Raw genomic sequence first — 26,322 nt, 5'->3', positions numbered from 1 at the left:
CGGCCCGGGTGGAGGAAGACACCATGCAGCACACATCGACACAAACTCCCGCCGCACCGCCGGCTCCCCGGCACCTGCCGTGGTATCGCAGACTAGGCATGCAGGTCCTGCTGGCGCTGATCCTGGGCATCGTGGTGGGATTCGCGCTGCCGCAGTTCGCGGCCAAGCTGAAACTGCTGGGCGACATGTTCCTGTCGCTGATCAAGGCCGGCGTGGCGCCGCTGGTCTTCCTGACCATCGTCCATGGCATTGCGTCGGCGGGCGATGTGAAGAGCGCCGGCCGCGTGGGCTGGCGGTCGATTGTCTACTTCGAGGTGATCTCGACCATCGCGCTGATGGTGGGCATGCTGGCGGGCAACCTGCTGGAAATCGGCAAGGGCATGAGCCAAGTTGCCGGCAGCGCCGCCGCGCCCGTCGCCAAGGCCGCCGCGCCCCAGGGCTTCCTGGAGTTCATGATGCATATCGTGCCCGACAACTTCGTCGGCGCATTTGCCAAGGGGGAACTGCTGCAGGTGGTGGTGCTGGCCGTGATGGTGGGCATCGGCATCCTGGCGATTCCCGAGGCGCGCCGCGAGAAGGTCAACGCCGGGCTGGACATGATTTCCGAGGTGCTGTTCTCGTTCATCAATCTTGTGATGAAGCTGGCCCCGATCGGCACGTTCGGCGCGGTGGCGTACTCGGTGGGCAGCAACGGGTCGGCCGTGCTGATCGCGCTGGCCCAGCTGGTGCTGAGCTTCTATGCCGTGGTGATCCTGTTCATCGCGGTGGTGCTGGGCATCGTGGCCCGGCTGGCCGGCTTCAGCCTGTGGCGCTTCCTGCGCTACATCAAGGATGAAATCCTCATCGTGCTGGGCACCGCATCGTCGGAAAGCGCGCTGCCGCGCCTGCTGATCAAGCTGCAGCGCCTGGGTTGCGCCAAGCAGACGGTGGGCTTGGTGCTGCCCACCGGCTATGCGTTCAACCTGGACGGCACGTCGCTCTTCATGGCGATGGGCGTGATGTTCATCTCCCATGCGTACGGCGTGCCGCTTACGCTGGACCACCAGATCGGCATCCTGGTGCTGATGCTGCTGACGTCCAAGGGCGCGGCCACGGTGTCGGGCGGCTCGTTCGTGGTGTTCGCCGCCACGGTGACGTCCACCGGCCTGCTGCCGGTGGAAGGCCTGGCCGTGATCTTCGGCGTGTACCGCTTCCTGTCGATGGCGATCTCCACTTGCAACACCATCGGCAACAGCGTGGCCACGGTGGTGGTAGCCAAGTGGTCCGGCACGTTCGATGCGGAGACCGCGAAGCGGCATCTGTATCCCGAGCAATACCCGGCCGTGGCGTTCGACGACGAACTGGCGGACAACCCCGCCGTGCAGGCCGACGAGGGCATGAAGCTGCGTGCCTCGGCAAGCTGACAGGCAGGCGCAATATCTCGCTGGATGGATTCGATGCAAGACGTACGGATGGAACATGACGCGTTCGGCCCGGTGGAAATTCCGGCCGACCGCTACTGGGGTGCGCAGACGCAACGCGCGCTGGCGGTGTTCGGGATTGGCGACGAGCGCTTTCCGGCAGCGCTGGTCCACGCCTTCGGCCTGCACAAGATGGCCGCGGCCCAGGCCAACCTGCGCTGCGGCGTGCTGGCGCCGGCCATTGCCGAGGCCATCGCCGCCGCGGCCGCCGAAGTGCGGGAAGGCCGGTTCGACACGCACTTTCCGCTGACGGTCTGGCAGACCGGCTCCGGGACCCAGACCAACATGAACGCCAACGAGGTGATCGCCAATCGGGCCAACGAGCGGCTGGGCCAGCCGCTGGGCGGCCGGCAGCCCGTGCATCCGAACGATCATGTCAACGCCTCGCAATCGTCGAACGACAGCTTCCCGTCGGTGATGCATATCACTGCGGTACTGGAACTGGAGTCACGGCTGGTGCCCGCGCTGGCCGCGTTGCGCGACAGCCTGCAGGAGCGTGCCGTGGCCTTCGCCGATATCCTGAAGCTGGCCCGCACCCATCTGATGGATGCGGTGCCGATGCGGCTGGGGCAGGCGTTCGAAGGCTTTACGCTGCAGATAGACAACGCCCTGGCGCGCGTGCAGGCGGTGATGCCGCGCCTGCTGGTGCTGCCGCAGGGGGGCACGGCGGCCGGCACGGGTCTCAACGCGCCGGCCGGGTTTGCCGAAGCCTACTGTGAAGCCGTGAGCGCACTCGGCGGGCACGCGTTTCGACCCAGCCCGTGCAAGGTCGAGGGCATGGCTGCCCACGATGCCCTGCTGGAACTGTCGGGCGTGCTCAACGTGATTGCCGCGTCGTTCATCAAGATCGCCAACGACCTGCGCTGGATGAGTTCGGGGCCCAGCAGCGGGATCGGCGAGCTGCAGATGCCCGAGGATGGCCTGACCTCGTCGATCATGCCCGGCAAGCGCAATCCGACCATTGCCGAAGTCATGGTGCAGGCCGGCATGCAGGTGGCGGGCAATCACGTGACCGTGACGATGGCCGGTGCTTCCGGCAACTTCGAGCTGAACGTGGCCAAGCCGGTGCTGATCCACAACGTGCTGCAGTCGATCCGCCTGCTGGCGGACAGTGCGCGTGTGGTGGCGCAACGGGTGATCCCCGGGCTGGAACCCCGGCGCGAACAGCTGGCCCGCAACCTCGAAAGCCCGCTGCTGGCCGCCACCGCGCTGAATCCGGCGCTGGGGTACGACAAGGCCGCCGCCATCACGCGCCATGCGCGCGAGCACCAGACTTCGCCACGCGCCGCCGCCATCGCACTGGGCCTGCTGAGCGGGGACGAATACGACCGGCTGGTTGACCTGGCGCGGATGGCGCGCGGCGGCCTGGCCTAGCTACCTGGCCTGACGGCGGCGCATCACCAGATACAGGCCTGCTGCCGCAATGGCCATGCCGGGCCATGCCATGGCCGGCAGCGATTCGCCAAGCACAATGAAGGCGATGACCGCCGTGGCTGGCGGCACCAGGAAGAACAGCGCCGACACGCGCGATGCCTCGCCATGCCGGATCATCGCCAGCAGCAGCGAGATTGCCACCAGCGAGTTGCCGATGACCAGGTACGCCAGCGACCCGAACAGGCCCGGCGTCCATTGCACGTGCATCGGCTCCAGCCACCAGGCCAGCGGGGCCGTGACCAGCAGCGCCACGCCATACTGCACCGTGTTGGCCAGGACCGGATGTACCGGCGCGCCGAAGCGCTTTTCCCACAGCGTGCCGCTGGTCATTGCCAGCAGCGCAAGCACCGCGAAGGCCAGCCCGAGCGGCGAGGTCATCTGTACGGAAGACCTGGCCGTGATGACCATCACGGCACCGGCCACGCCCAGCGCCAATCCGGCCCATCGCACGCGGTCGACACGCTCGCCGGCAATGGCCGGCGCCAGCAGCCCGATCAGGATCGGCTGTTGCGATGTGACCAGCGCCACCGCGCCGGCCGACATGCCCAGCTTGAGGCTCAGGTAGGTAAATGCGAAGTAGCCAGCCTGGATCAGCAGGCCGATCATCGCCAGATGCAGCCAGGGCGCCAGTCCGCGCGGCATCGGCGGACGCAGCCACAGGCAGGGCCCGATCAGCAGCGCCACCACGCAGGCGTAGCGCAGTGCCAGGAACGTCAGCGGATCGGCGTATTGCAGGCCAAGCTTCAGGAAGACAAAGCCGCAGGACCAAAGCAGCAGGAACAGGGCGGGAGCCAGGCGCAGCCACAGCGGGGTGGCTGGTGCCTGCAACGTGCGTTCTGACATGGACGAGGGGCCCGGACGGCGGCCATGGCGGGAATCAGGCGCAACGATAACACCGCTTCACCTGCTGCATTGCCGCATCGCCCTCACGGCGCCATCGCCTCATCCTCGTATTCATCATGTCGCCGCCACCAGTTCACGGTTTCGTTGCGCCCCAGCGGCGCGCGATCCAGCCACTGGTACATGCCCCACAGCGCGTCCAGGCCGCGCGCATAGGCCGAGTAGGTGTGATAGACCACGTCGTCCTCGCGCACGAAGGCGCTCATGCCGGGGCGGTCGCGGGTGAAGGTGGGCACATCGGTGCCGCAGGTGGCGGCGGTGCGTACGGTCGACTCGGACGGCGGCGGGGCGTTGTCGTTGCGCGAGGCCCGCGCGAAGTTGTACGCGAAATCGCCGTCGCGCTGCTGTTGCTCGGTGATCGACACGTCGAAATCGAAGTTGAACGTGCTGTCGCTCGACGACGCCCACGGGAAGCGCCAGCCCATGCGCTTGCGGTATGCCAGCAGCTTGTCGATGGGGGCGCGCGACACGGCCCAGAGCATGACGTCGTGGTGGGCCAGGTGGATGGCGAAGCCATTGAAGCCATCGGCGATGGACGAGCACGAGGGGCAGCCCGCCTTGTAGTCGGGGCCGAACATGAAGTGGTAGACCAGCAGCTGCGAGCGGCCCCGGAACAGGTCGTGCAGCGTCACGTTGCCGTGTTCGGTGTCGAAGCGGTAGGTCTTGTCCAGTCGCACCCAGGGCAGCGCCTGGCGCTGCTGCGCCACGGCGTCGTTGCGGCGGGTCAGCTCCTTTTCGGCCTTGAGCAGGTCCAGGCGCGCGGCCAGCCATTCCGCGCGGGTGCCGGTGCGATGAGATGCCATGGTGATACCTCCGTGATTGGCAAGGGTCATGTGCTAGATTAGGCGCCGGCTCCCGGCATGGGGAGTAACAGGTGTGGCGGGATTCCCATGGACTCACTGATCACGGCGGCGGCGCGCGCGCTGGCGGCCGGCGACCCGCTCGGCGCGCTGAACCGCATCGCCCTGCGCGACGACGCCCCCGCGCTGGCCCTGCGCGGCATTGCGATGTCCCAGCTTGGCGATTTCGTACGCGCCCGCGCGCTGCTGCGCGGCGCCGCCCGGGCCTTTGGCCCCCGGGAAAGCATCGCGCGTGCCCGCTGTACCGTGGCCGAGGCAGAGATCGCCCTGGTGTCGCGCGACCTTGGCTGGCCCGCCAGGGCGCTGGACACCGCGTGGCATGTGCTTGACACGCATGGCGACGTCATCAACGCGGCGCACGCGCGCTACCTGATTGCACGGCATCACCTGATCACCGGCCAGCTCGACGATGCCGAGCGCACCATCGCCACCATCGATCCCGCACCATTGCCCCCCGCGTTGCGCGCCGCGCACGATCTGGTGTCGGCCAGCATTGCCATTCGCCGCGTGTCGTTCTCGCCCGCCCGCGACGCATTGACGCGTGCCGGCATCGCGGCACGGCAGGCCGGCATTCCGGCCCTGATCGCGGAAGTCGACAATGCACTGGACACGCTGCGCGCACCGGTGGCCCGGCTGCTGGCGCAGGGCACGGAGCAGCCGCTGCGGCTGGACGCGGTGGAGGCCTGGTTTGCATCCGATGCCCTGATCGTCGATGCGTGCCGCATGGCCGTGCGGCAGCGCGCCGTCATCGTGGCGCTGGCCCGGCGGCCGGTGCTGTTTGCGCTGGCCCGTGCGCTGGCGCAGGCCTGGCCCGGCGATGTCCCGCGCGACGCGCTGATTGCCACGGCCTTCCGCATGCGCCATCCCGACGACACGCACCGGGCACGTTTGCGCGTGGAAATCGGGCGGCTGCGCAAGGCGCTGGGCAAGCTTGCGGGCATCCAGGCCACGGCGCAGGGTTTTGCGCTGGCACCTGCTGCCGCAGGCGAGGTGGTGGTCATGACGCATCCCGTGGAGCAGGCGCACGCGGCGGTGCTGGCTTGCCTGGCAGATGGAGAGTCATGGTCCAGCTCGGCATTGGCGCTGGCGCTGGGCACCAGCCAGCGCACGGTGCAGCGGGCGCTCGATGCGCTGGCCGAAGCGGGCAAGGTCCAGCCGGTGGGCGCCGGCCGGGCGCGCCGCTGGATGACGCCACCGGTTGCCGGATTCGCGACGGCCTTGTTACTCCCGGCGCCGCTGCCTGGCGCGTAGCATGGTTTCCAGATCCACCACGCGGGCACTTCGGCTCGCCAGCACGTCGAAAGGAAATCATCATGAAGCGTATCGCCGCAGAGATTGTCCAGGAGTACGGTCCCTTCCCGGGTGTCGATCATGTCCACGGCCTGACCTACGATGGCAAGCAGGTCTGGTTCGCCGTGGGCGACAAGCTGCTGGCGCTGGACCCTGCCAGCGGCAAGACCGCAAACGCGATCGGCGTGCCCGCCCATGCCGGTACGGCGTTCGATGGACGCTACCTGTTCCAGATCGCCGAGCGTCGTATCCAGAAGATCGACCCGCAGACAGGTTCGGTGGTCGCCACGATCCCGGCGCCGGGCAATGGCAATGACTCGGGCCTGGCATGGGCCGAAGGGTCGCTCTGGGTGGGCCAGTATCGCGACCGCAAGATCCACGAGATCGATCCCGATACTGGCGCGATTCGCCGCACCATCGAGTCGAGCCGCTTTGTCACGGGCGTGACCTGGGTGGACGGGCAGCTCTGGCACGGCACCTGGGAAAATGACCAGAGCGAACTGCGCCATATCGATCCGCAATCGGGCAAGGTGATTGAAGCGCTGGAGATGCCGCCCGGCGTGGGCGTGTCGGGCCTGGAGTCGGACGGTGCCGACCGCTTTTACTGCGGTGGTGGCGACAGCGGCAAGGTGCGGGCGGTAAAGCGGCCAAGGTAAGGGCTGGGTTTTTTCCCCTCGCCCATCAATGGGCGAGGGGCGGGAGAGGGGAGCAGGTCGAGATCGGCGGTATCATCGGCCGTTCCCTCTCGCAAGGCACTTCCCGATGTTCCAGCTCTCCGACGACCTCTCCGAATCCTCCAAGCCCGACCAGTACGCCGCCCTGGTGGACATGGCGCGCGGGCTGCTGGCCGACGAGCGCGACCTGATCGCCAACGCGGCCAACTTTTCCGCGCTGGTCTATCACTCGTTGCCCGACCTGAACTGGGCCGGCTTCTATCTGTTCGATGGCACCGAGCTGGTGGTGGGGCCGTTCCAGGGCAAGCCGGCCTGCGTGCGGATCGCCCTGGGGCGCGGCGTATGCGGCACGGCGGCCCAGACGCGTGCCACGCAACTGGTGCGCGACGTCCATGCGTTTCCCGGGCATATCGCCTGCGATGCCGCGTCGCGTTCGGAGATCGTCGTGCCGCTGGTGGCGCCGGATGGCACGCTGATCGGCGTGTGGGACGTCGACAGCCCGCGCGAGGCACGCTTCGACGAGGCCGACCAGGCCGGCATGGAAGCGCTCTGCGCGGTGTTTGTCGAACTGGCCTGGGGTCGCCGGGCAGCCGGCTGACGCCGCCGCGCGTCAGACCTGGATAAAGTCGTGCGGCGACGGCGCGGCGCTCCTGGGCGCCTCGCCAATCATCTCCAGCACCGTCGACTCGATCATGTAGGACATGGCCGTCAGGGCCAGGTCGTTGGGTTCCTCGCCGAACGGCTCCTCGATCTCGGCGCTCAGCGCTTCGAGTGCGAAGAACGTATAGGCGATAAAGCAGACGATGACCGGCGTCATCAGCCCGATCGAGTCGAGCAGGCCGAACGGCAGCAGCACGCAATACAGGTAGATGCAGCGGTGGATGATGACCGAGTATGTGAACGGGATCGGCGTGCTGGCCAGCCGTTCGCAGCCGCCCAGCGCGGTGCTGAGCTGGTTCAGCGACATCTCCATCGGCTGGGCCAGCGCCGGCGCCAGCTGGCCTGCCCTGAGCCGCTCGCCAACCCATTCGCCGGCCATCAGCAGCACGATGGCCGGCTTGAACCTTGCCGCCTTCAGCCGCGCGGCATCGGCCTCATCGAGAAACGGCGCCACGTCGGGCCATGCGTCGGTGCCGCGTAGCTGGTGGCGCAAGGCGTGCACGAATGCGCAGAGCCGGTAGGCCAGCCGCCGTGCGTCGTGCTGGTCGGCCACCAGCGTCAGCGCCTGGCGCGTCAGCGAGCGCGATTCGTTGAGCACGCTGCCCCACAGCGTGCGGCCTTCCCAGAATCGCGCGTAGCTGGTGCTGTTGCGAAAGCCGAGGAAGATGGCCAGGGTCAGGCCGATCAGCGAGAACGGCACGAAATTCAGCGACACCTTCCATTCGCCGATCCGTCCATGGAAAAGCGTGATGACCGCCGCGAACAGCGTGATCGTGACGAGCTGCGGGGCAATCCTGGGCAGGACCGACCCCCGCAGCACAAACAGCATCTTGAACCAGTGAAGCGGCGGACGGGTAATCATCGGCGTGCGGACATCGGGGCAAAGATGCCATGTTCGCACGCCGGCGCGCCGGCGTCAGCGGGGTAGCCGCCGCCAGTCGCGGCCAGTCGCCGTCAGCGGTCGCTGCGGATCGGGCCGAATTCCACCGGCACCCAGGTGTAGCCCACCTGGTCGCGCCGCACGTGCCCCAGCCCAGGGAACGGCAGGTGCGCGCCGCCTACCCACAGCTTGCCCTTGGCGGCATCGGCCAGCACGCGCTGGCGCGTCAGCACGGCCTGGTGGCTGTCCACGTCGAATTCGATGGCGATGTTCGGGCGGCGGAACTGCGTGGCGTGGCTGTGGACGATATCGCCCCACAGCAGCAGGTTTTCCTTGCCCGCGGCGAACAGGTAGCCGGTATGGCCCGGCGTGTGGCCGCGCGTGGGTACCGCGCGTACGCCCGGGATCGGCTCTTCGCCGGCCGTGGCGTTGAAGGTGCGGAACTGGTTGGCAGCCTGGTACGGCGCCACCGCATTGCGCGCCATGCCGAACAGCGGCCGGGCGCCTTCGGGGGCGCTGGCGGCCGCCGATTCGCTGAGCCAGTAGTCGGCATCGGCCTTGTCGGCGTACACCGTGGCGTTTGGGAACACGGGCTTTCCGTCGGCGGTCAGGCCACAGGCGTGGTCGCCGTGCAGGTGGGTCAGCAGCACCGTATCCACCTGTTCCGGGGTGTAGCCCGATGCACGCAGGTTCTGCAGGATGCCGCCCAGGGTCGGGCCAAAGCACGCGGCCGCGCCCGTGTCGACCAGCACCAGGTGCGTGCCGGTGTTGACCAGGTAGGCGTTGACGGCCGTCTGCATGCCCGGCGTCGAGGCCACGAACATGCGTGCCAGCAGGCTCTGGACCTCACGCGCGCTGGTGTACTTCAGCATCCTGGGGTCCAGATCGATATAGCCGTCGTAGAGCGCGGTGACTTCGAGCTGGCCCACCATCATGCGGTAGTAGCCGGGTACCTGGGTCTTCTGCTGGGCGGGCGGGGCGGCATGGGCCTCGCTGGCCGTCAGCGGCAGCGCGGTGGCCATGACGGCGGCAACTGCCGCGGCGGTGGCCGTGGCCGACAGGCGGGACAACAGTGGGGACAACCGCGGGGACAGCGCAACTGAGGCAATGCGGGCGCGGGGCAGGCGCGATTCCATCGTGGATCTCCATGTAAGCGAGGTTCGGCATCTGCAATCTGCGGCAGATGTACGCAAATCGTCACACTACGCGGAACTCCGGGCAGCGGCAAGTCGGCCTTGCGGTAGCGGGGATAGGCCCTTCGTGTGATGGGGGCACGCCGCAGGGCCAGCCATGCCAGCCATGCCTATTGCAAGCTTCGATGCCCCGCATTTGTAAAAAGCACATGGACATGGGGCCCCGGCGACGGTTTTGCCGGGCCTGCGCCAATGGCACCGTTTTTGCCTGCAGCGATAAAGGCCGCCCCCGCATGCAGCGGGGCGCGGGACCATTCGAACGATGACGAAGGAGTCCCCATGTCTAACAAGCAACCGTTCCTGACGGACATCAAGACCATTCGCGAGCGTGCCCGCCAACACATCGACGACGGCGCGGTGACCGCTGGGTACGATGCCGAGCGCGACACCGTGATCAAGCTGCTCAACGAGGCGCTGGCTACCGAGATTGTCTGCACGCTGCGCTATCGACGCCACTACTTCATGGCCAAGGGGCCCAACTCGAAGAGCGTGGCCGATGAATTCCTGGCCCACTCCAACGAGGAACAGGGCCATGCCGACCAGATCGCCGAGCGGATCGTGCAGCTTGGCGGCGAGCCGGACCTGTCGCCCGACAGCCTCGCCTCGCGCAGCCATGCCGAATACGTGGAGGGCACGTCGCTGACCGACATGATCAAGGAGAACCTTGTGGCCGAGCGTATCGCCATCGATACCTACCGCGAGATCGTGCAGTTCATCGGCGAGAAGGACCCGACGTCGCGCCGGCTGATGGAGAGCATCCTGGCCGTCGAGGAAGAACATGCGGACGAGATGCTGGACCTGCTGTCGTCGCACCCCGATGACAAGGGCAAGAAGCACTAGGCATGGTGCCTGACTTCGCAGCCCGGGCATGAAAAAAGGCGAGGCCGTGGCCTCGCCTTCTTCGATACCGCGTTGTCGCGGCGCGGGACTCAGTTCACCGGCTGGGGTGCCGGGAACTGATACTTGCCGCTGAGCACCGGCTGACGCGGACGGTACATCCGCACCGTGTAGTTCCAGCCGTCGACGATCGGCAGGCAGTTGGCGGTATTGGCCTCGCAGCCGCCGAACTGGATCGTGATGCCGCCGTCCGCATCCTTCTTCGCCGTGAGGTTGTTCAGCGTATAGGCGCCGGCGGGGTTCTTCTCGAAGTAGCCCTTGGCGTTGTAGACGCTCACCGACCAGAAACCATCCACGGGCACGTCCTTCACATTGAGCCGGTAGACGGTCTTGCCGTCGTTCTTCGGAGGCGTCACGTTCAGGTACGTCGCGTCCTTTTCGGGATTGCCGCCCCAGCCCGCGGCAGTGCCGAGCAGGTGCCGGACAGGATCGACCTCTCCCTTCTTGCCGAAGGCCCCCTTGTAGTCGGGCAGTGTGGATTGCAGCACCAGCAGCGCGTCGCGCACCTTCTTCTGGCTGGCTTGGTCCCAGTCCGGCAGTTGCAGTGTGCCCGGCGCCTTCTGGCTGACCTGGATGGCGTCCTGCAGCGTGTGCACCTGCTTGATGTCCTCGGGGCTGGCCGGGTCCACCAGCGTCCGCACCCCCACCACTGCGTAGCGCGTGCCTACGTTCTCGCGGGTCAGTACGTGCTTGCCGGCACCGTAGTACACCGCCGGCACGTAGTGGTCCTCGCTGATGACCTGCATCGACATGAACCGCTTGCCCGGGTTGGGCATGGTGATCGTCACCGGGCCGGCGTCCAGGTCGAACACCCCGGACGAATAGATCGTGTCGCGGTTCAGGCGGATCACGGTCTGGTGCTCGATCGACGCGGGCTCGCGGCGGTGCAGCAGCTTGCCCACGCCGCCCTGCTTGGCCAGGCCGGTCATGTACATGTCCGATTCGGCGCGCACGAAGTTGTCGGGCGTGACCGGCACCGGGGCGCCTTCCGCGGCGGGTTTTTCCTGTGCATGGGCCATGCCCGCACCGGCAAGGGCTGCAACCGCGATGGCATTGGCGATTTTGACAATCTGCGTCTTTTTCACTGGCTCACCTTTCCCAAGGAAGCGTGGCCCAGGGCCACTCGCGGGCCAGTATGCCGCAAGCTACCGCGCGGCGGCGCGCTGTGCGAAAGGACTCAGATCACCCGGCGAAACCGTTTAACTGACCGCGCCGCGACCCGGCGCCCCGGACGCTCAGACCTTTCCGGCTGCGGCGCTGCGCAGGGTGTCGAGCAGCGCGGCGATGACGCGGTCTTCGGCCGGCGCCACGCGTGACACGAACGATATCTGCCGGGACGGCGGCGTGTCGCCCAGCGTCATCACGCGCACCGGAAACGCCTCAAGCAGGTAGGGGTCGGGCTGGGGCAGCACGGACACGCCCAGCCCGCGCGAGGCCATCGCGACGATGGCCGGAATCGACAGCAGTTCGATGCGCGAGCGTACGTCGGGCGCCGTACGGCGTACGAAGTCGGCGGCCACCGAGCCGGCAATGGTCGACGTATCGAAGCGGATCCATTCGTACGCCTTGAGCAGCGCCTTGACCGTGCGACCGGCCGAATCGCGCGGGGCCACCAGCACGCAGGGCTCGCGGAACAGCGGGGCCCAGCGCACGCGGGCCGAGGCGCCCGCTTCCGGCTGGGCCACCACGGCGGCGTCGATGGCGCCCGAGCGCAGCGCATCCACCAGCGCGGTGGAGCGGCCGCGTTCCAGCCGCACGTCCAGGTTGGGATAGCGCTCCCGCACCAGCGCCGTGAACGGCGGCAGCAGCGTCACCTGCATCGGCTCGATGATGCCCAGCGTGACCTTGCCTTCCACCTTGGGCGCGGAGCGGCGGCGCAGCGACTCCATCGCGTGCATGGCGCCGTCGAGCGTGGCGCTCACCTCCAGCGCAAACGGGGTGGGGCGCACCTGCAATGCCGATCGGTCGAACAGCGGCTGGCCGAAGTACGCCTCCAGCTGCTTCATCTGCAGGCTGACCGCGCTGGGCGACAGGCTCATCTCGGCTGCCGCCCCGGCAAAGCTGCCGCAGCGCAGGACGGCGGCCAGCGTCTGGAAGCACTCGACCTTCATGAGTTTTTCTCACCGATAGATTTAAAAACGTCACTTTATCTCAACCAGCGGCATGGCTAGGATGTGGTCGGACGGCGCCGAAAAACAGGTGCCGCACTGCACAATAAACCGGAGACAACGTCGTGACGCCGCATCGCCATCGCCTGCGTACCCTCGCAATTTTCATCGCCGCCCTTGCTGGCGTCGCCTGCATGCCGGCCGCTCATGCGGCGGAACCCGTGATCCCGAAGACCATCCGCGTGGTGGTGCCGTTCCCGCCCAGCGGCAGCAACGACGTGTTCGCACGGCTGGTCAGCGAGAAGCTGTCGAAGAAGCTTGGCGTCACGGCCATCGTCGACAACAAGCCGGGCGCCGGCGGTGCCATCGGCGCCGAATTCGTGGCGCGCTCGGCGCCCGATGGCGCCACGCTGATGATCACGTCGTCCACGTTCACAGGCAATGCCGCCGTCCAGCCCAAGACCAGCTACGACGTGAACAAGAGCTTCGCGCCGGTGGCCATGCTGGCCAGCGGCCCGATGGTGCTGGCCGTGTCCGAGAAGTCGCCCTACAAGACCGTGGCCGACCTGATCGCCGCGGCGAAGAAGGACAAGGGCGGCATCAACTATGGCTCTTCCGGTATCGGATCGATCAACCAGATGTCCAGCGAACTGCTGGCCGGTGACGCCGGTATCGAATTCACGCACGTGCCGTACAAGGGCATCTCGAACGCGCTGACCGACCTGATCGCCGGGCAGGTGCAGTTCGTGATTGCCAGCTTTCCGTCCGTGGCCTCGCAGGTGAAGGGTGGCAAGCTGCGCGCGCTGGGCGTGACGTCGCCGTCGCGCTCGCGCTTTGCGCCGCAGTGGCCGTCGGTGGCCGAGACCGTGCCCAACTATTCCGCCGAACTCTGGTGGGGCGTGTTTGCGCCGGCCGGCACGCCGCAGCCGCTGGTGGACAAGCTCAACGCCGAGATCCGCGACATCATTGCCACGCCCGAAATGCGCGAGATCTTCTCGCGCGAAGGCGCCGAGCCGTCCGCGATGACCGCGGCCCAGTTCGCCGAGCATATCCGCCGCGACAGCGCGCGCTGGAAGCAGGTAGCCAAGGCCCGCAACATCACCGCCGAATAATTCACAGAGTCTTTCCATGTTCAGGCAGCAAGCGCTGGCGCCCGACGCCACCGGACCGCTCGACGGCATCCGTATCCTCGACCTCTCCCGCCTGGTGGCGGGCAACACGCTGACGATGGCGCTGGCCGACCTGGGCGCCGATGTGCTCAAGGTGGAGCCGGCCAGCGGCGACACCCTGCGCGACTGGAAGGTCAGGGACGTGTCTACCGCCTGGAAGGCGTACTGCCGCAACAAGCGCAGCCTGTGCCTGAACTTCCGGGGCGAAGGCGCCATCGACGTGATCCTCGACCTCGTGGCGCATGCCGATGTGTTCGTCGAAAGCTTCAAGCCCGGCACGCTCGAAACCATGGGCCTGGGCCCCGACGTGCTGATGGCGCGCAACCCCAGGCTCGTGATCGTGCGCGTTTCCGGCTGGGGCCAGGACGGCCCCTACTCGCATCGACCCGGCTTCGGCACGCTGGTCGAGGGCATGTCGGGGTTTGCGTCGATGAACGGCTTTGCCGACCGCGAACCGGTGCTGCCGCCGATCTACCTGGGCGACATGACCGCCGGCCTCTACGGCGCCATCGGCGTGCTCAGCGCCGTGCGCAACGTGGAAGTGCGCGGCGGCGTGGGCCAGGTCATCGACCTGCCGCTGCTTGATCCGATCTTCGCCATCCTGGGTGCCCAGGCCGCCAATTACCGGCTGACCGGCAAGGTCAAGCCGCGCACGGGCAGCCGGTCCACCAACAGCGCACCGCGCAATGCCTATCAGACGGCCGATGGCAAATGGGTATGCCTGTCGGCATCCACGCAGGCCATGACGGAGCGGCTGTTCCGCGCCATCGGCCGGCCCGAGCTGATTACCGATCCGCGCTTCGCCACCAATGCCGAGCGCGTGAAGCACGCCGCGCTGTTGGACGGCATCATCGGCGAATTCCTTGGCACGATGACCCAGCCCGACTGCGTGGCGTTCTTCGACAAGGCCGGCGTGACGATCGGGCCGATCTACGACATCTCGGATATCGAGCACGACCCGCATTTCCACGCACGCGACATCGTGGTGGAAATTCCCGATGCCGAGATGGGCCAGATTCCCGTGCACAACATCTCGCCGCGACTGGGCGGCACGCCGGGCACGTTCCGGCGCGCGGCACCGGCACTGGGCGAGCATTCGGTCGAGGCGCTGCGCGCGGCCGGGCTCGACGACGCACGCATCGCCGCGCTGCAGGCCGCCGGCGTGGTGATTGACGCCAGCAAGGACCAATGATGGCCGCGAACCCGCGCTGGGCGCACCGCCCGCAAGGATCCAACTGGGGCGACTTCGGTCCCGACGACCAGCTTGGCCGCCTCAACCTGATCGGCCCGGCCCAGGTGCTGGCCGCCGTGCGCGAGGTGCGCGAGGGCCTGACGTTCTCGCTGAGCCTGCCGCTCGATGTGCCGCGTGCCGGCGTGCTGAACCCGCGCCGCCGTCCGCCCGTGCTGCATCCGTCGGAAAAGGACGGACAGCGCGTATTCAATCGGCCCATGGCTGGCGATGTGCCGGGCGCCACCGACGTGATCAGCGACGACCACGTCACGCTGTCGCCGCAGTACTCCACGCAGTGGGACGCCCTGGGCCATGTGAACTGCCTGTTCGATGCCGATGGCGATGGTCAGGCCGAAACGGTCGGCTACAACGGTTTTTCGGTCGGTTCCGGCAGCGCCGCCGATGGCACGTTTATTGGCGCCCAGGCCCTGTCGATTGCGCCGATGGCGGCGCGCGGCATCCAGGGGCGCGGCACGCTGGTGGACCTGCACCGGCACTTCGGCCCGGCGCGGCGCGCGGTCGGCTATGACGACCTGATGCGCGTGATCGAGGCCGATGGCGTGGATGTGCAGCGCGGCGACATCCTCTGCGTGCATACCGGCCTGGCCGACATGGCGCTGCAGCTGTCTGCCGCCGATGATCATTCGGGGCTGCGCAACGCCTGCGCGGTGCTCGACGGCACCGACGCCCGGCTGCTGCGCTGGATCGACGAAGCCGGCATCGCCGCCATCGCCGCGGACAACCACGCGGTGGAAGAGCGCCGCCACGCACTGCCGCCAGGCACGACCGGCCCGCTGCTGCCGCTGCACGAACTCTGCCTGGTCAAGCTTGGCATTCCGCTGGGCGAGATGTGGCACCTGACGCCGCTTGCAGCCTGGCTGCACCAGGCTGGACGCGCGTCGTTCCTGCTGACGGCGCCGCCGATGCACCTGCCGCGCGCGGTGGGATCGCCGGCCAATCCCATCGCCACGGTCTGACAGCCAGCGAAACGTAAAGAAACGAGGAGACTCCCCATGCATCCGACCTGCCGCAAGCTGCTGGTCGCAGTGGCCGCCTGCGCGCCGCTGCTGGCCGCCGCAGCCTTTCCCGACCGCCCGCTCCGCATGATCGTGCCGTATTCCGCGGGTGGTGGTGCCGACAATACGGCGCGCGTGATCGCGCAGCGCATGAGCGCGTCGATGGGCCAGCAGGTGGTCATCGACAATCGCCCCGGCGCGGCCGGCGTGATTGGCGAGGAAGCGGTGGCAAAGGCCACGCCCGATGGCTACACGGTGCTGTACGACGCTTCGGCGTTCGCGGTGAATCCGAGCCTGCGCAAGATGTCGTTCGACCCGCTCAAGGAACTGGTGCCGATTTCGCTGGTGGCTACCGCCGCCAACATCCTGGTGGTGCCGCCCAATGCGCCATACAAGACAGTCAAGGAGTTCATCGCCTATGCCAAGGCCAACCCGGGCAAGCTGACGTTCGCGTCGGCCGGCGCGGGCAGCGGGTCGCATCTGGCGGGCGAACTGCTCAACGCCAAGGCCGGCATCGACCTGCTGCATGTGCCCTACAAGGGCGGTGCGCCGGCGCTGACCGATGTCATGGGCAACCAGGTGTCGGCCTATTTCGGCAACGTGGCCTCCACGCTCAACTACGCCCGGAGCGGCAAGCTCAAGGCGCTGGCGGTGACGTCGCTCAAGCGCAACCCGGGCCTGCCCGACACGCCGACGCTGGCCGAGAGCGGCCTGCCCGACTTCGAGGTGCTGGAGTGGAACGGCGTGTGGGTGCCCAAGGGCACGCCGCCCGAGGTGGTGGCACGGCTGGCGAAGGAAGTGCAGGACGCCGTGGCGGACCCGCACGTGCAGGAAAAGCTGCGCCAGATGGGCCTGGAGCCGGTGGGCAATTCGCCGCAGCAGTTCGGCAAGTTCGTGCAGGGCGAGGCGGCCCGCTGGGGTGCGCTGGTGAAGCAGCGCAATATTCGCGCGGAATAAGGGTGAGGGCGATCATGCGCAGCAAACTGTTTGTACCGGGATCGCGCCCGGAACTGTTCGACAAGGCGCTGGCCAGCGCGGCCGATGCCCTGTCGTTCGACCTCGAAGATGCCGTGGCCGAGCCGCGCAAGGCCGAAGCCCGCGCCGCGCTGCAGGACCTGCTGGCCTCGGGCCGTACCGTGGCATCGGGCAAGACGATCATCGTGCGCGTGAACGCGCCGGACACCGCCCACTTCGCGCCCGACATCGTGGCCGTGGTGCGCAACGGGCTGCATCTGGTCAATGTGCCGAAGGTGGAAGAGGTGGAGCAGGTGCACCTGGCCGCCAGGGCCGTGGCACTGGCCGAAGCCGCCAACGGCGTGACCACGCCGGTCAGGCTGCTGCTCAATATCGAGTCGCCGCGCGGGCTGCGCCGCGCGCATGAACTGGCCGCCGCCGATGCGCGCGTGGCGGGCCTGCAACTGGGCTACGCCGACCTGTTCGAGCCGGCCGGCATCCACCGGCGCGAAACGCTGGCCGTGGCGCAGACCATGTACCAGATGCGCATGGCCGCCGCCGAGGCCGGGGTGTTCGCCTATGACGCAGCCTTCGCGGACGTGAAGGATGCCGATGGCTACCGTGCCGAAGCCGAGCTGGCGCGCCGGCTGGGGTATCTGGGCAAGAGCTGCATCCACCCGAGCCAGATCGCGCTCGCCAACGAGGTGTTCCAGCCGACCGAAGCGGAGATCGCCGCTGCGCAGCGGATCGTGGCAGCCGCCGACGAAGCCGACGCCAAAGGCGTGGGCGCCTATCTGGTCGACGGCAAGATGGTGGACCGCCCGTTCGTGGAGCGCGCCCGCGCCGTGCTGGCACAGGCGCGGACGATGGGCCGGGCCGGATGAAGCGTGCCTGGCGTGTCGCGTGCTGACTGCGCTTACCGCGCCGCGGTGCCCGGCTTGCAGTCCTTGACGTAGCCGGTGACACGGCCCTTGCTCAGCATGGGCCGCCAGTCGCCCGCGCTGCGGATCTGTACGTCCGTACCCTGCCGCGCGGCGCGCAGGTTGATCAGGTACGAGTAACCTGCATCGGCGCGATGGCCATAGCCCACGCGCACATCCACCTTGCCTGGTTCGGGGTAGGCCTCCACCGTGGCGTCATCCCCGAGCTTCTGCTTCAGGCACAGCACCAGGTCGCCCACGCTGGCGTCCGAATGGAGCGTGTTGCCATCCTGGGATTCGAGGTACTCCATGCTGCTGCCGCTGGCGCAGGCGGCCAGCAGCGGCGTAACGATGGCCGCGATCAGTAGTGGCCGGATTCCGATCATTGAAAGTCCCGTAAGAAGTCGTCTGGAAAATCTGCCCCGCGATGCTGCCATGCGCGGCGCTTCGGGTCAAAGCTTGCCGGGAACACCGGCAAGCGCCCGCAGCGGGCCGACAGGCCGCGAACTTGGCGCGCCTGCGGAAAAATATTACCCGGGTGTAATTGACTGAATCTATATTACCCGGGTAATATAGTCTCCCATCAAAACCGGAGTCGGGAGACCCACATGGAAGACAACGAATCGTGTACCGCCTTTGCGGGCGAACGGCGGCTGGCGTCCGGCACGCCGGTGGAAGTGGCGCTGGCCGTGGCGGCCGCGCTGCGTGCCGATCCCAATCAATCGATCCTGGCGTTTGGCGATGTCACCGGCCGGCAGGTGGATTTCGACCTGCGCGGCAGCGATGCCGACATCGCCGCGCGGCTGGCACCGCCGGCTGCCGATGAGGGCCCGGCCAGGAAGGGCGCCGGGCGTCCGAAGCTGGGTGTCGTGGCGCGCGAAGTCACGCTGCTGCCGCGCCACTGGGAATGGCTGGGCGAGCAGTCCGGCGGGGCGTCGGTAACGTTGCGCAAGCTCGTAGACGCTGCGCGCAAGGGGCAGGGCGTGGAGGGCGCGGGTTTGGCCGCCAGCCGTGCCAAGGCGGCGGCGGATCGCTTCATGTCGACGATGCTCGGCAACCAGCCCGGGTACGAGGAGGCGTCGCGCGCGCTGTATGGCGGCGACCGCGAGCGCTTCCTGGCGCTGTCGCAGGCGTGGCCCGCCGACCTGCGCGAGCACGCCCGCAAGCTGGCCGCGCCGGCCTTCGATACCGATCAGCCGAACGTGAACGCGTAAGCCTGGGCGCCCGGGTCGAGGAAGCGGATCTCGAACGTGTGTTCGCCCACCTCGCCTGCCTGGCGCACCAGCTGGTAAAGCCGCGTGGCCGTGATTGCGCCGTTGCCGTTGGCGTCGATGTCGGCGCCATGGCTCTCGCCCGGCGCCTTGCCGTCGATCGTCACCACGAAGCGCACCGCGCGGCCGTTGGCGGCGGGGCCCAGCACCAGGTGCAGGTCGCGGGCCTGGAAGCGGTAGCGGATGCTGCCGTCGGCGCGCTCTGCGGTGGCGAACTCCGGCCCCACCGTCCATTGGCCCGCCAGCCCCCACTGGTTCAGGTGCAGCTTGCCGTCCAGGGCGTAGTTGCGCGGAGCGTCGGGGCGGATGCCGCCCGCCGAGGCGAAGTTCGACGCCTGGTTGTAGCCCACATAGGTCTCGCCCGAGCGGACGTTGCGCAGGTCGGGGGCGGCCTGCGCGCCCCTGGCGTCGGGCACCACCACGTCGCGCGACGCCGACGGCTGGCCGGCTTCGGCCAGCAGGGTCTGGATCACGCGCTCGGAATTCGCATAGTCGCCTTCGCCAAACTGGTGATGGCGGATATTGCCGCGCGCATCGACGAAGTAGGCCGCCGGCCAGTAGTTGTTGTTGAAGGCGCGCCAGATGTTGTAGTCGCTGTCCACGGCCACCGGGAAGCCGATCTTGAAGTCGCCGATGGCGCGGCGCACGTTGTCGGGCTTCTTTTCGAACGCGAACTCGGGCGTGTGCACGCCGATGACCTGCAGGCCCGGATACTTGTCGGCCCAGGCGCGCAGGTAGGGCAGCGTGCGGATGCAATTGATGCACGAGTACGTCCAGAAATAGACCAGCGTGACCTTGCCCTGCAGCTGCTGGCGCGTGATCGGTGCGCCGTTGGGCGTGTTAAACCACTGGACCGCGCCGTCGAGCGACGGCAACAGGCCTTCCACCGGCAGGCGGTTGCCGACGCCGTAGCCGTCGAATCCCGTCCCGTTGGCCGCCAGCAGCATGCCGGCATTGGCCCCGGGGCCGGCTTCACCGGATGCGGTGGCGGCCGTGGCCGGCACCACGTTCCCAGCCTGCGGCGCCGGCGCCGATGCGTTGTGCAGCCGGTCGACCAGCGCCTGTTCCAGCCGGGCCGGGCCGCTCACGGACAGGCGCGCCAGGAAGCCGGTATCGGCCCCGATGGCGATGGCGGCCACGCCGCCCAGCACGCCAACCCCCAGGCCGCGACGCAGCCATTCGCCAGCCCCCATCGACCGCTTCATCGCCGCGAACAGGCGGCCGCCCACGCCCAGCGCGGCGGCCAGCGACGTGGCCGCGCCGGCCGCATAGGCCACCAGCAGCAGCGAGCTTTGCACGCTGGCGCCCTGCAGCGCGGCCGTGGTCAGCACGATGCCCAGGATCGGGCCGGCACACGGGGCCCACAACATGCCCGTTGCCACGCCCAGCAGCAGCGAGGCCCACGGCGATGCCGCGCCGGCCGTGCCATCGCCGGCCAGCCGGTTGCCCAGCGCCACCACGGGCCGGGTCAGCGCGTCGGCCAGCCTGGGTACGAGCAGCGACACCCCGAACATCGCCAGCAGGGCCAGCGCCGCATAGCGGCCGTATTCGTTGGCGCGTACCGCCCAGGCGCCACCCACCGATGCCAGCGTGGCTACCGCTGCAAAGGTCAGCGCCATGCCGGCCAGCATCGGCAGCCGTCCGCGCAGGAATGGCTGGCCGCTGCCGCTCAGTACGAATGGCAGCACGGGCAGGATGCACGGGCTCAGGATGGTCAGGGCACCACCCAGGTAGGCAAGGATCAGCAGCGTCATGGTCGGGTTCCTTTCGGCAAGGATGAGGGGCCAGCAATCTGGCATGCCCCAATGAGACGCCCGTGATCTACCGTAAATGTGTCGCCAACCGGCGAAGTTGTATGGCTTTGTGGGGCCGCAGCCGCCAGATACATTGCGATACACGCGAAGGCCCGGCCGCCCATACAATCTCGCCAACAGACTGATTGTTCACATTTTTCCTAAAAATAGATCGCCAGGGGTGAAGCTGATGGAATCGCATGTCGACCATGTCCTGATCGTCGATGACGACCGGGAGATCCGGGAGTTGGTATCCACTTACCTGACCAAGAACGGGCTGCGGGTGACCATGGCGCCGGATGGCCGGCATATGCGGCAGTTCCTGGACGCCAACACGGTCGACCTGATCGTGCTGGACGTGATGCTGCCCGGCGACGATGGCCTGGTGCTGTGCCGCGAACTGCGCGCCGGCAAGCACAAGTCCACGCCGGTGCTGATGCTGACCGCCCGCGACGACGAGACCGACCGCATCATCGGCCTGGAGATGGGGGCCGACGACTACCTGACCAAGCCGTTCGCGGCGCGCGAGCTGCTGGCGCGCATCAAGGCCGTGCTGCGCCGTACCCGGATGCTGCCGCCGAACCTGCAGATCACCGAGGCCGGGCAGATGCTGGCATTCGGCGACTGGCAGCTGGACACCACGGCACGCCACCTGATCGACAACGAAGGCACCATCGTCGCGCTGAGCGGCGCCGAATACCGGCTGCTGCGCGTCTTCGTGGACCACCCGCAGCGCGTGCTGAACCGCGACCAGCTGCTGAACCTGACCCAGGGCCGCGAAGCCGACATGTTCGAGCGGTCGGTGGACCTGCTGGTGAGCCGCCTGCGCCAGCGCCTGAAGGACGATGCGCGCGAGCCGGCCTATATCAAGACGGTGCGCAGCGAGGGCTATGTGTTCTCGATGCCCGTGGAGATCACGGAGGCCCGTCAGTGAGCACGCGCCGCTGGCGCTGGCCCCATACCATGGGGTCGCGCCTGTTCCTGATCCTGCTGGCGGGCATGATCGTCGCGCATCTGATGTCGTTTGCCGTGCTGTTTTCGGAGCGGTACATGTCGGCGCGGCAGGTCATGCTGGGCACGCTGGAGACCGACGTGGCGACATCGGTGGCGATCCTGGACCGGATTCCGGCCGCCGAACGCCCGCAGTGGCTGCCCCGCGTGAACCGTGGCAACTACCAGTACATCCTTGGGCCGGGATCGCCGGGGGTGCCGGAAATGACGCAGCGCGGGCGCGATATCGCCGAGCGCATCATGGAAGCCACCGGCACGCACTACCCGGTCACGGTGCAGTCGATTCCGGGCGACGGCAAGCAGCTTCAGGCGCACCTGACGCTGAGCGACGGCAGTCCGCTGACCATCGACGTGCATCCGCGCATGACGCCCATCGCCGAGTGGCTGCCCTATGTGCTGGTGCTGCAGTTGCTGCTGCTGATCCTGTGCTGCTGGTTTGCCGTGCGCCTGTCGATCCGCCCGCTGGTGGCGCTGGCCGACGCCGCCGACGCGCTCAATCCGAATACCCGCTCGCAACCGCTGGACGAGCACGGTCCCACGGAACTGGCGCAGGCGGCGCGGGCCTTCAACGCCATGCGCGACCGCATCGCGCATTTTGTCGAGGAACGCGTGCAGATCCTGGCCGCCATCTCTCACGACCTGCAGACGCCCATCACGCGGATGAAGCTGCGCGCGGAGATGGCCGAGGATTCCGAGGAAAAGCGCAAGCTGGTGAACGACCTGGCGGAAATCCAGACGCTGGTGCGCGAAGGGCTGGCCTACGCGCGCAGTACCGGCGGCGATTCCGAGGAGGCGTCCCGCATCGATCTGGGATCGTTTGTCGAAAGCCTGGTCTACGACTACCAGGACACCGGCAAGGACGTGACGATTGGCGAGAACGCCGGTGGCGCCATCGTCACGCGACGCAATGCCCTGCGACGGGTGCTGACCAACCTGATCGACAACGCCATCAAATATGGCGGAGGGGCCGCAGAAGTGGGCGTCCACCGCGAACGCGACACCGTGGTCATATCGATCATGGACCGGGGCCCCGGTATCCCCGAAGACAAGCTCGAGGCCGTATTGCAGCCGTTTGTACGCCTGGAAGGCTCGCGCAACCGCGAAACCGGCGGCACCGGCCTGGGCCTGGCCATCGCCCATCAGCTTGCAGCGGCCATCGGTGGCTCGCTGACCCTGCGCAACCGCGAAGGCGGCGGCCTGGCTGCCGATATCCGGCTGGGCTGATCCCTTTTAGCCGGCCACGGGTCTGCTCCCCTTTCCCGCTTGCGGGAGAGGGGCCGGGGGAGAGGGCCAGCGCTTCAAATCGCAGCCGGCAGGCCACCAGCGCCTCACCCCCCTCTCCCTTACCCCGCTTTCCAACCCTCTCCCGTTCATGGAAGAGGTAGTGCCGCAAGGTGCACATCTCTGGTTCTCCCCGCTCTCCGGACTTCTCGCCTGCCTGCAGGCTTTCTTCCTTTTTGTACGCCTTTGTATCAGGCCGACGCGACGATACGTGCCCTGACACAACAGCCGCCAAGTCGCTACGGGCGCGATACGTGGGCCGCCTTAAATACGGTCCATGGCAGCGCGACGCACAAACGACAGAGCGAAAACGCTGCCAGGCAATCGACCGAATCGACCGCATACCACTGAAAAGGAAATCATCATGTCCAAGAACCTCACCAAGCGCCTTGTTCTCGCCGTTGCCCTGGTTGCCGCCGCCGCTGGCGCTCAGGCTTCCGTTGTCGGTGCCCGCGACGTGTACACCGACGGCGCTCGTGCCGTGCAGGGTGCACGCGATGTGTTCAGCGAAGGTGCCCGCTCGGCTACCGACGCCCGCGACCCGTACACCGAAGGTGCCCGCTCGGTACAGGAGCCGCGCAGCCCCTACTACGACGGCGCCCACACGGTAGCCAGCCTGTCGGTGCGCTCGGCCGATCCGTTCCTCGACGGCGCCCGTTCGGTGCAAGAGCCGCGCAGCCCGTACTACGACGGCGCCCGCTCGGTACAGGAACCGCGCAGCCCCTACTACGACGGTGCACATACGGTAGCCGGCCTGGATCGCACGGGCGTCTCGGCCCCGCCGGCCCGCTCGGCCGACCCGTACCTGGACGGCGCCCGCACGCTGGACCCGTACTACGAAGGCGCACACACGGTGGCCGGCATGGACCGCACCGGCGTCTCGGCCGACCCGGCACGCAGCGTCGATCCGTACCTGGACGGCGCCTACGCCTGAGTCCCCGAAATCCCGAATCCGCATCCCTACAACCAGACCACTGAAAGAGACAAGGAAACCATCATGGCCCGTATCGAAAAAGTCCTGTACACCGGCAAGGTCCACATCACGTCCGGCGGCCGCGACGGCTCGGCCCGCAGCGACGACGGCAAGCTCGACATCGACCTGTCGTCGCCGGGCAGCAAGGGCAGCGGCACCAACCCCGAGCAGCTGCTGGCTGCCGGCTGGTCTGCCTGCTTTATCGGCGCCATCGGCCTGGCAGCGGGCAAGCAGAAGATCAAGCTGCCGGAAGACCTTTCCGTAGATGCCGAAGTGGACCTGGGCACGGCCGGCGTGGAGTACCTGCTGCAGGCACGGCTACGGGTGCATATCCCCGGCATCGAGCGCCAGGTGGCGCAGGCGCTGGTGGACACCGCGCACCGCACCTGCCCGTACTCGAAGGCGCTGCACGGCAACATCCATATCGAAACCGAACTGGTCTGACCAGTGCCGCATCGCCCTGTCGACCCGCCGATCCGCCGATCCGCCAGCCGGGTCACGGGGCGAGCATCTCCTGAAAGGCCCCTGAATCATGCGTAACGTATTCCGCGCCATGCTTGCCGCCATCGGCATCGCGGCCATCTACACCTTCGGCACCGGCGCCATCGCCGAAAGTCCCAAGGTTGGCGACCAGGGCGCCGCGCCCGAATTCGTGGGGATCAACCACTGGCTGAATTCCGAGCCGCTCACGATGCAGCAATTGCGCGGCAAGGTAGTGCTGGTCGACTTCTGGACGTACGCCTGCGGCAACTGCGTGAACACGCTGCCGTATGTGAAACAGTGGTACGACAAGTACAAGGACCAGGGCCTGGTGGTGGTGGGCGTCCACACGCCGGAATTCCCGTTCGAGAAATCGACGGAGAACGTGCAGGCCGCGCTCAAGCGCCATGACATCCGCTATCCGGTGGCGCAAGACAACATGTACGGCACGTGGTCCGCTTATCGCAACCAGTACTGGCCCGCGCTCTACCTGATCGATGCCAATGGCCGCATCGTGTACCAGCACTACGGCGAGGGCCGCTACAAGGAAACCGAGGCGGCCATCCAGAAACTGCTGGCGGAGCGCAAGCCGGCACAACTGCAGTGAGTGCGCTGCCGGTGCGCAGTGATCGAAGTCCGAGCTGGCTTCGGAACCTGGTAAGGGCCTTGTTCGCAAGGCCCTTTTTATTGCTCTGCCGCCGCCGTGCTACTGGCCATCCAGCAACACCATCGTCAACAGCACCGACGCATCGGTCAGCGCCTTCACGTCATGCCGGACATTGCCGGCCAGGTAGATCAGGTCGCCGGGTTTCAGGCGCTGCGAGCCGTGATCGAGTGCGACGTCGACTTCGCCTTCGATGCACTGGATGGTCAGGGGGCCGGCTACGGCGTGCGGGGGCAGTTGTTTGCCTGCCAGCATCACCAGGCGGGCTACTTCCATGTGGGGGGCCTTGAACAGCGCGGTGGTGGGGGTGTTCTTGAGGTTGGCGCCAAGCGGTAGCACGCTGGCGGTCTGGCCGGAAGACAGGTGGGGAATCGACATGGCTTCGCTCGCTGACTGGGGATTGGCTGGTTCTACAGCCGCGCCTTCCTGCGCGCGGCAGGTTTCAGTCTATTGCCAAATCACGTGCAAGGCACAGCGTGACGGAGGCCGAGTGTGGCGCAGGCAGCGTATGTCGACCCGGGGTGGCCTGGCGCGCGGGCGATTCCGTGGGCGATTGGGGTAGCGGGTCACGTCGCGACAGGCGTGACCCGCAGGCTGGCTGTTCAGGCCAGCGCGCCGTCCGTGTAGACGTCGATCGTGCGCGAGGGCGCCGCCGATACGCCGCGGAGGTCCATGCCGGCCAGTGCGCCGTCGGTGTAGACGTCGATCACGCGCGAGGGCGCGGCTGACACGCCACGAAGGTCCATCCCTGACAGGGAACGGTCGTTGTCGATTTCGCGCGTGGTCGGGGCCACGACACGTGCGCCTTCGCTGAACGTATCAAATCGGCCGGTACGGGCGCCATCGGTGTAGACATCGCGCGCGTCGATACGGAAGTTGTAGCCGTACCTGTTGCCAGCGTGCGTGCTGTCGCGCGGGCCCGAGGCATGGGCGCCGCCTGCCGCCAGGCCGAGGGCCAGGGCAGTGGTGGAGAGAAGGGAAATGGTGAATCTGCGTGACATGGCAAAGCTCCAAAGGCAGGTGAAACACAACGGAACGTCGCGAGACGTTCCTCTGCTATTACGCAGTTCCCGTACCAGCGGATGCAGGTGGCCGAATGTGGCGGCGCTGGCGCGCCAGCACTGAATAACGCCCTTGGGCGTTGGTCGCCCGCCAACACCGCACCCGCCCGGTGGCGGGGAATGGCCGACACCTCGTCGCCGG

General features: G+C 67.5%; 27 protein-coding genes. 17 read left to right on the top strand and 10 right to left on the bottom strand.

The genetic code is table 11. The annotated features are described in order from the left end of the window. Positions 1 to 23 precede the first annotated feature (23 nt). Positions 24 to 1,403 (top strand): cation:dicarboxylate symporter family transporter, encoded by a 1,380-nt coding sequence (locus ACOABP_RS23515; protein WP_474228045.1) that lies wholly within the window; start codon positions 24 to 26, stop codon positions 1,401 to 1,403. Between the two features lie 33 nt (positions 1,404 to 1,436). Further along, positions 1,437 to 2,834, top strand: a complete 1,398-nt coding sequence (locus ACOABP_RS23510; RefSeq protein WP_474228044.1) for a class II fumarate hydratase — start codon at positions 1,437 to 1,439, stop codon at positions 2,832 to 2,834. Here the strand turns inward: ACOABP_RS23510 and ACOABP_RS23505 are convergent, their stop codons facing one another. Next, on the bottom strand, positions 2,835 to 3,737 hold the full coding sequence (locus ACOABP_RS23505; RefSeq protein ID WP_474228043.1) for a DMT family transporter: 903 nt from the start codon (positions 3,735 to 3,737) through the stop codon (positions 2,835 to 2,837). It lies immediately after the preceding gene. A gap of 83 nt (positions 3,738 to 3,820) precedes the next feature. Then, complete coding sequence (locus ACOABP_RS23500) at positions 3,821 to 4,597, bottom strand: DUF899 domain-containing protein (RefSeq protein WP_474228042.1); 777 nt, start codon at positions 4,595 to 4,597, stop codon at positions 3,821 to 3,823. Between the two features lie 87 nt (positions 4,598 to 4,684). Here ACOABP_RS23500 and ACOABP_RS23495 point away from each other — a divergent pair, with 87 nt between their 5' ends. The 3 genes from ACOABP_RS23495 (at position 4,685) to ACOABP_RS23485 (ending at position 7,216) form a co-directional block, all read left to right on the top strand. Beyond that, positions 4,685 to 5,905: a helix-turn-helix domain-containing protein gene (locus ACOABP_RS23495; protein ID WP_474228041.1), complete on the top strand. Its 1,221-nt coding sequence runs from the start codon at positions 4,685 to 4,687 to the stop codon at positions 5,903 to 5,905. Between the two features lie 62 nt (positions 5,906 to 5,967). Next, complete coding sequence (locus ACOABP_RS23490; protein ID WP_474228040.1) at positions 5,968 to 6,600, top strand: Vgb family protein; 633 nt, start codon at positions 5,968 to 5,970, stop codon at positions 6,598 to 6,600. A 106-nt stretch (positions 6,601 to 6,706) separates the two neighbouring features. Further along, positions 6,707 to 7,216 carry a GAF domain-containing protein gene (locus ACOABP_RS23485; RefSeq protein ID WP_474228039.1) on the top strand — a complete coding sequence of 170 codons (510 nt, stop codon included), beginning with the start codon at positions 6,707 to 6,709 and terminating at the stop codon, positions 7,214 to 7,216. Between the two features lie 12 nt (positions 7,217 to 7,228). Here the strand turns inward: ACOABP_RS23485 and ACOABP_RS23480 are convergent, their stop codons facing one another. Both ACOABP_RS23480 and ACOABP_RS23475 read right to left on the bottom strand, forming a co-directional pair. Further along, positions 7,229 to 8,140, bottom strand: coding sequence for a bestrophin family protein (locus ACOABP_RS23480; protein ID WP_474230521.1), 912 nt, complete (start codon positions 8,138 to 8,140; stop codon positions 7,229 to 7,231). A gap of 92 nt (positions 8,141 to 8,232) precedes the next feature. Further along, on the bottom strand, positions 8,233 to 9,180 hold the full coding sequence (locus ACOABP_RS23475; RefSeq protein WP_474230519.1) for an MBL fold metallo-hydrolase: 948 nt from the start codon (positions 9,178 to 9,180) through the stop codon (positions 8,233 to 8,235). Between the two features lie 450 nt (positions 9,181 to 9,630). Between ACOABP_RS23475 and ACOABP_RS23470 the strand changes: the two genes are divergently transcribed. Continuing rightward, positions 9,631 to 10,191 carry a ferritin-like domain-containing protein gene (locus ACOABP_RS23470; protein ID WP_474228038.1) on the top strand — a complete coding sequence of 187 codons (561 nt, stop codon included), beginning with the start codon at positions 9,631 to 9,633 and terminating at the stop codon, positions 10,189 to 10,191. A gap of 89 nt (positions 10,192 to 10,280) precedes the next feature. On the opposite strand, the gene ACOABP_RS23465 is transcribed toward ACOABP_RS23470, so the two are convergent. After that, a complete protein-coding gene (locus ACOABP_RS23465; RefSeq protein ID WP_474228037.1) occupies positions 10,281 to 11,333 on the bottom strand; it encodes a DUF1254 domain-containing protein in 1,053 nt (350 codons plus the stop codon). 150 nt (positions 11,334 to 11,483) lie between these two features. After that, positions 11,484 to 12,359, bottom strand: a complete 876-nt coding sequence (locus ACOABP_RS23460; RefSeq protein ID WP_474228036.1) for a LysR family transcriptional regulator — start codon at positions 12,357 to 12,359, stop codon at positions 11,484 to 11,486. A gap of 122 nt (positions 12,360 to 12,481) precedes the next feature. Between ACOABP_RS23460 and ACOABP_RS23455 the strand changes: the two genes are divergently transcribed. From ACOABP_RS23455 to ACOABP_RS23435, 5 genes are read left to right on the top strand one after another with little or no spacing between them, the layout of a single operon-like run. Next, positions 12,482 to 13,468, top strand: coding sequence for a tripartite tricarboxylate transporter substrate binding protein (locus ACOABP_RS23455; RefSeq protein ID WP_474228035.1), 987 nt, complete (start codon positions 12,482 to 12,484; stop codon positions 13,466 to 13,468). 16 nt (positions 13,469 to 13,484) lie between these two features. Then, positions 13,485 to 14,717: a CaiB/BaiF CoA transferase family protein gene (locus tag ACOABP_RS23450; RefSeq protein WP_474228034.1), complete on the top strand. Its 1,233-nt coding sequence runs from the start codon at positions 13,485 to 13,487 to the stop codon at positions 14,715 to 14,717. Next, positions 14,717 to 15,733: a cyclase family protein gene (locus ACOABP_RS23445; protein ID WP_474230517.1), complete on the top strand. Its 1,017-nt coding sequence runs from the start codon at positions 14,717 to 14,719 to the stop codon at positions 15,731 to 15,733. The genes ACOABP_RS23450 and ACOABP_RS23445 overlap by 1 nt, the downstream gene beginning before the upstream one ends. A 36-nt stretch (positions 15,734 to 15,769) precedes the next feature. After that, entirely contained in the window at positions 15,770 to 16,729 is a 960-nt protein-coding gene (locus ACOABP_RS23440) for a tripartite tricarboxylate transporter substrate binding protein (protein ID WP_474228033.1), read from the top strand. Positions 16,730 to 16,743: 14 nt separating this feature from the next. Continuing rightward, positions 16,744 to 17,610 (top strand): HpcH/HpaI aldolase/citrate lyase family protein, encoded by an 867-nt coding sequence (locus ACOABP_RS23435; RefSeq protein ID WP_474228032.1) that lies wholly within the window; start codon positions 16,744 to 16,746, stop codon positions 17,608 to 17,610. 32 nt (positions 17,611 to 17,642) lie between these two features. Here the strand turns inward: ACOABP_RS23435 and ACOABP_RS23430 are convergent, their stop codons facing one another. Next, a complete protein-coding gene (locus ACOABP_RS23430; RefSeq protein WP_474228031.1) occupies positions 17,643 to 18,032 on the bottom strand; it encodes a hypothetical protein in 390 nt (129 codons plus the stop codon). Positions 18,033 to 18,254: 222 nt separating this feature from the next. Here ACOABP_RS23430 and ACOABP_RS23425 point away from each other — a divergent pair, with 222 nt between their 5' ends. Then, complete coding sequence (locus ACOABP_RS23425; RefSeq protein WP_474228030.1) at positions 18,255 to 18,860, top strand: DUF2239 family protein; 606 nt, start codon at positions 18,255 to 18,257, stop codon at positions 18,858 to 18,860. Here the strand turns inward: ACOABP_RS23425 and ACOABP_RS23420 are convergent. Beyond that, positions 18,839 to 20,671 carry a cytochrome c biogenesis protein DipZ gene (locus ACOABP_RS23420; protein WP_474228029.1) on the bottom strand — a complete coding sequence of 611 codons (1,833 nt, stop codon included), beginning with the start codon at positions 20,669 to 20,671 and terminating at the stop codon, positions 18,839 to 18,841. The genes ACOABP_RS23425 and ACOABP_RS23420 overlap by 22 nt on opposite strands. 229 nt (positions 20,672 to 20,900) lie before the next feature. On the opposite strand from ACOABP_RS23420, the gene ACOABP_RS23415 reads away from it, so the two are divergent. The 5 genes from ACOABP_RS23415 to ACOABP_RS23395 all read left to right on the top strand — a co-directional run bounded on the left by ACOABP_RS23415 (position 20,901) and on the right by ACOABP_RS23395 (position 25,062). After that, the gene (locus tag ACOABP_RS23415; RefSeq protein ID WP_066740778.1) at positions 20,901 to 21,644 is read left to right on the top strand and encodes a response regulator; all 744 of its coding nucleotides are present in this window, start codon (positions 20,901 to 20,903) and stop codon (positions 21,642 to 21,644) included. Between the two features lie 29 nt (positions 21,645 to 21,673). Then, on the top strand, positions 21,674 to 22,945 hold the full coding sequence (locus tag ACOABP_RS23410) for a sensor histidine kinase (RefSeq protein WP_474230515.1): 1,272 nt from the start codon (positions 21,674 to 21,676) through the stop codon (positions 22,943 to 22,945). 421 nt (positions 22,946 to 23,366) lie between these two features. Next, positions 23,367 to 23,936 carry a copper resistance protein CopQ gene (locus ACOABP_RS23405; protein WP_474228028.1) on the top strand — a complete coding sequence of 190 codons (570 nt, stop codon included), beginning with the start codon at positions 23,367 to 23,369 and terminating at the stop codon, positions 23,934 to 23,936. 63 nt (positions 23,937 to 23,999) lie between these two features. Then, a complete protein-coding gene (locus tag ACOABP_RS23400) occupies positions 24,000 to 24,419 on the top strand; it encodes an organic hydroperoxide resistance protein (protein ID WP_474228027.1) in 420 nt (139 codons plus the stop codon). A gap of 88 nt (positions 24,420 to 24,507) precedes the next feature. Next, positions 24,508 to 25,062: a thioredoxin family protein gene (locus tag ACOABP_RS23395; protein WP_474228026.1), complete on the top strand. Its 555-nt coding sequence runs from the start codon at positions 24,508 to 24,510 to the stop codon at positions 25,060 to 25,062. Between the two features lie 99 nt (positions 25,063 to 25,161). Here the strand turns inward: ACOABP_RS23395 and ACOABP_RS23390 are convergent, their stop codons facing one another. Both ACOABP_RS23390 and ACOABP_RS23385 read right to left on the bottom strand, forming a co-directional pair. Then, positions 25,162 to 25,497, bottom strand: a complete 336-nt coding sequence (locus ACOABP_RS23390; RefSeq protein WP_474228025.1) for a cupin domain-containing protein — start codon at positions 25,495 to 25,497, stop codon at positions 25,162 to 25,164. 224 nt (positions 25,498 to 25,721) lie between these two features. Further along, entirely contained in the window at positions 25,722 to 26,120 is a 399-nt protein-coding gene (locus tag ACOABP_RS23385) for a hypothetical protein (protein WP_474228024.1), read from the bottom strand. Positions 26,121 to 26,322 lie beyond the last annotated feature (202 nt).

Source organism: Cupriavidus sp. HE11 (assembly GCF_056097175.1).
The sequence above is the reverse complement of the archived record's forward strand: the minus strand, read 5'-3'. Positions and strand labels throughout refer to the sequence as shown.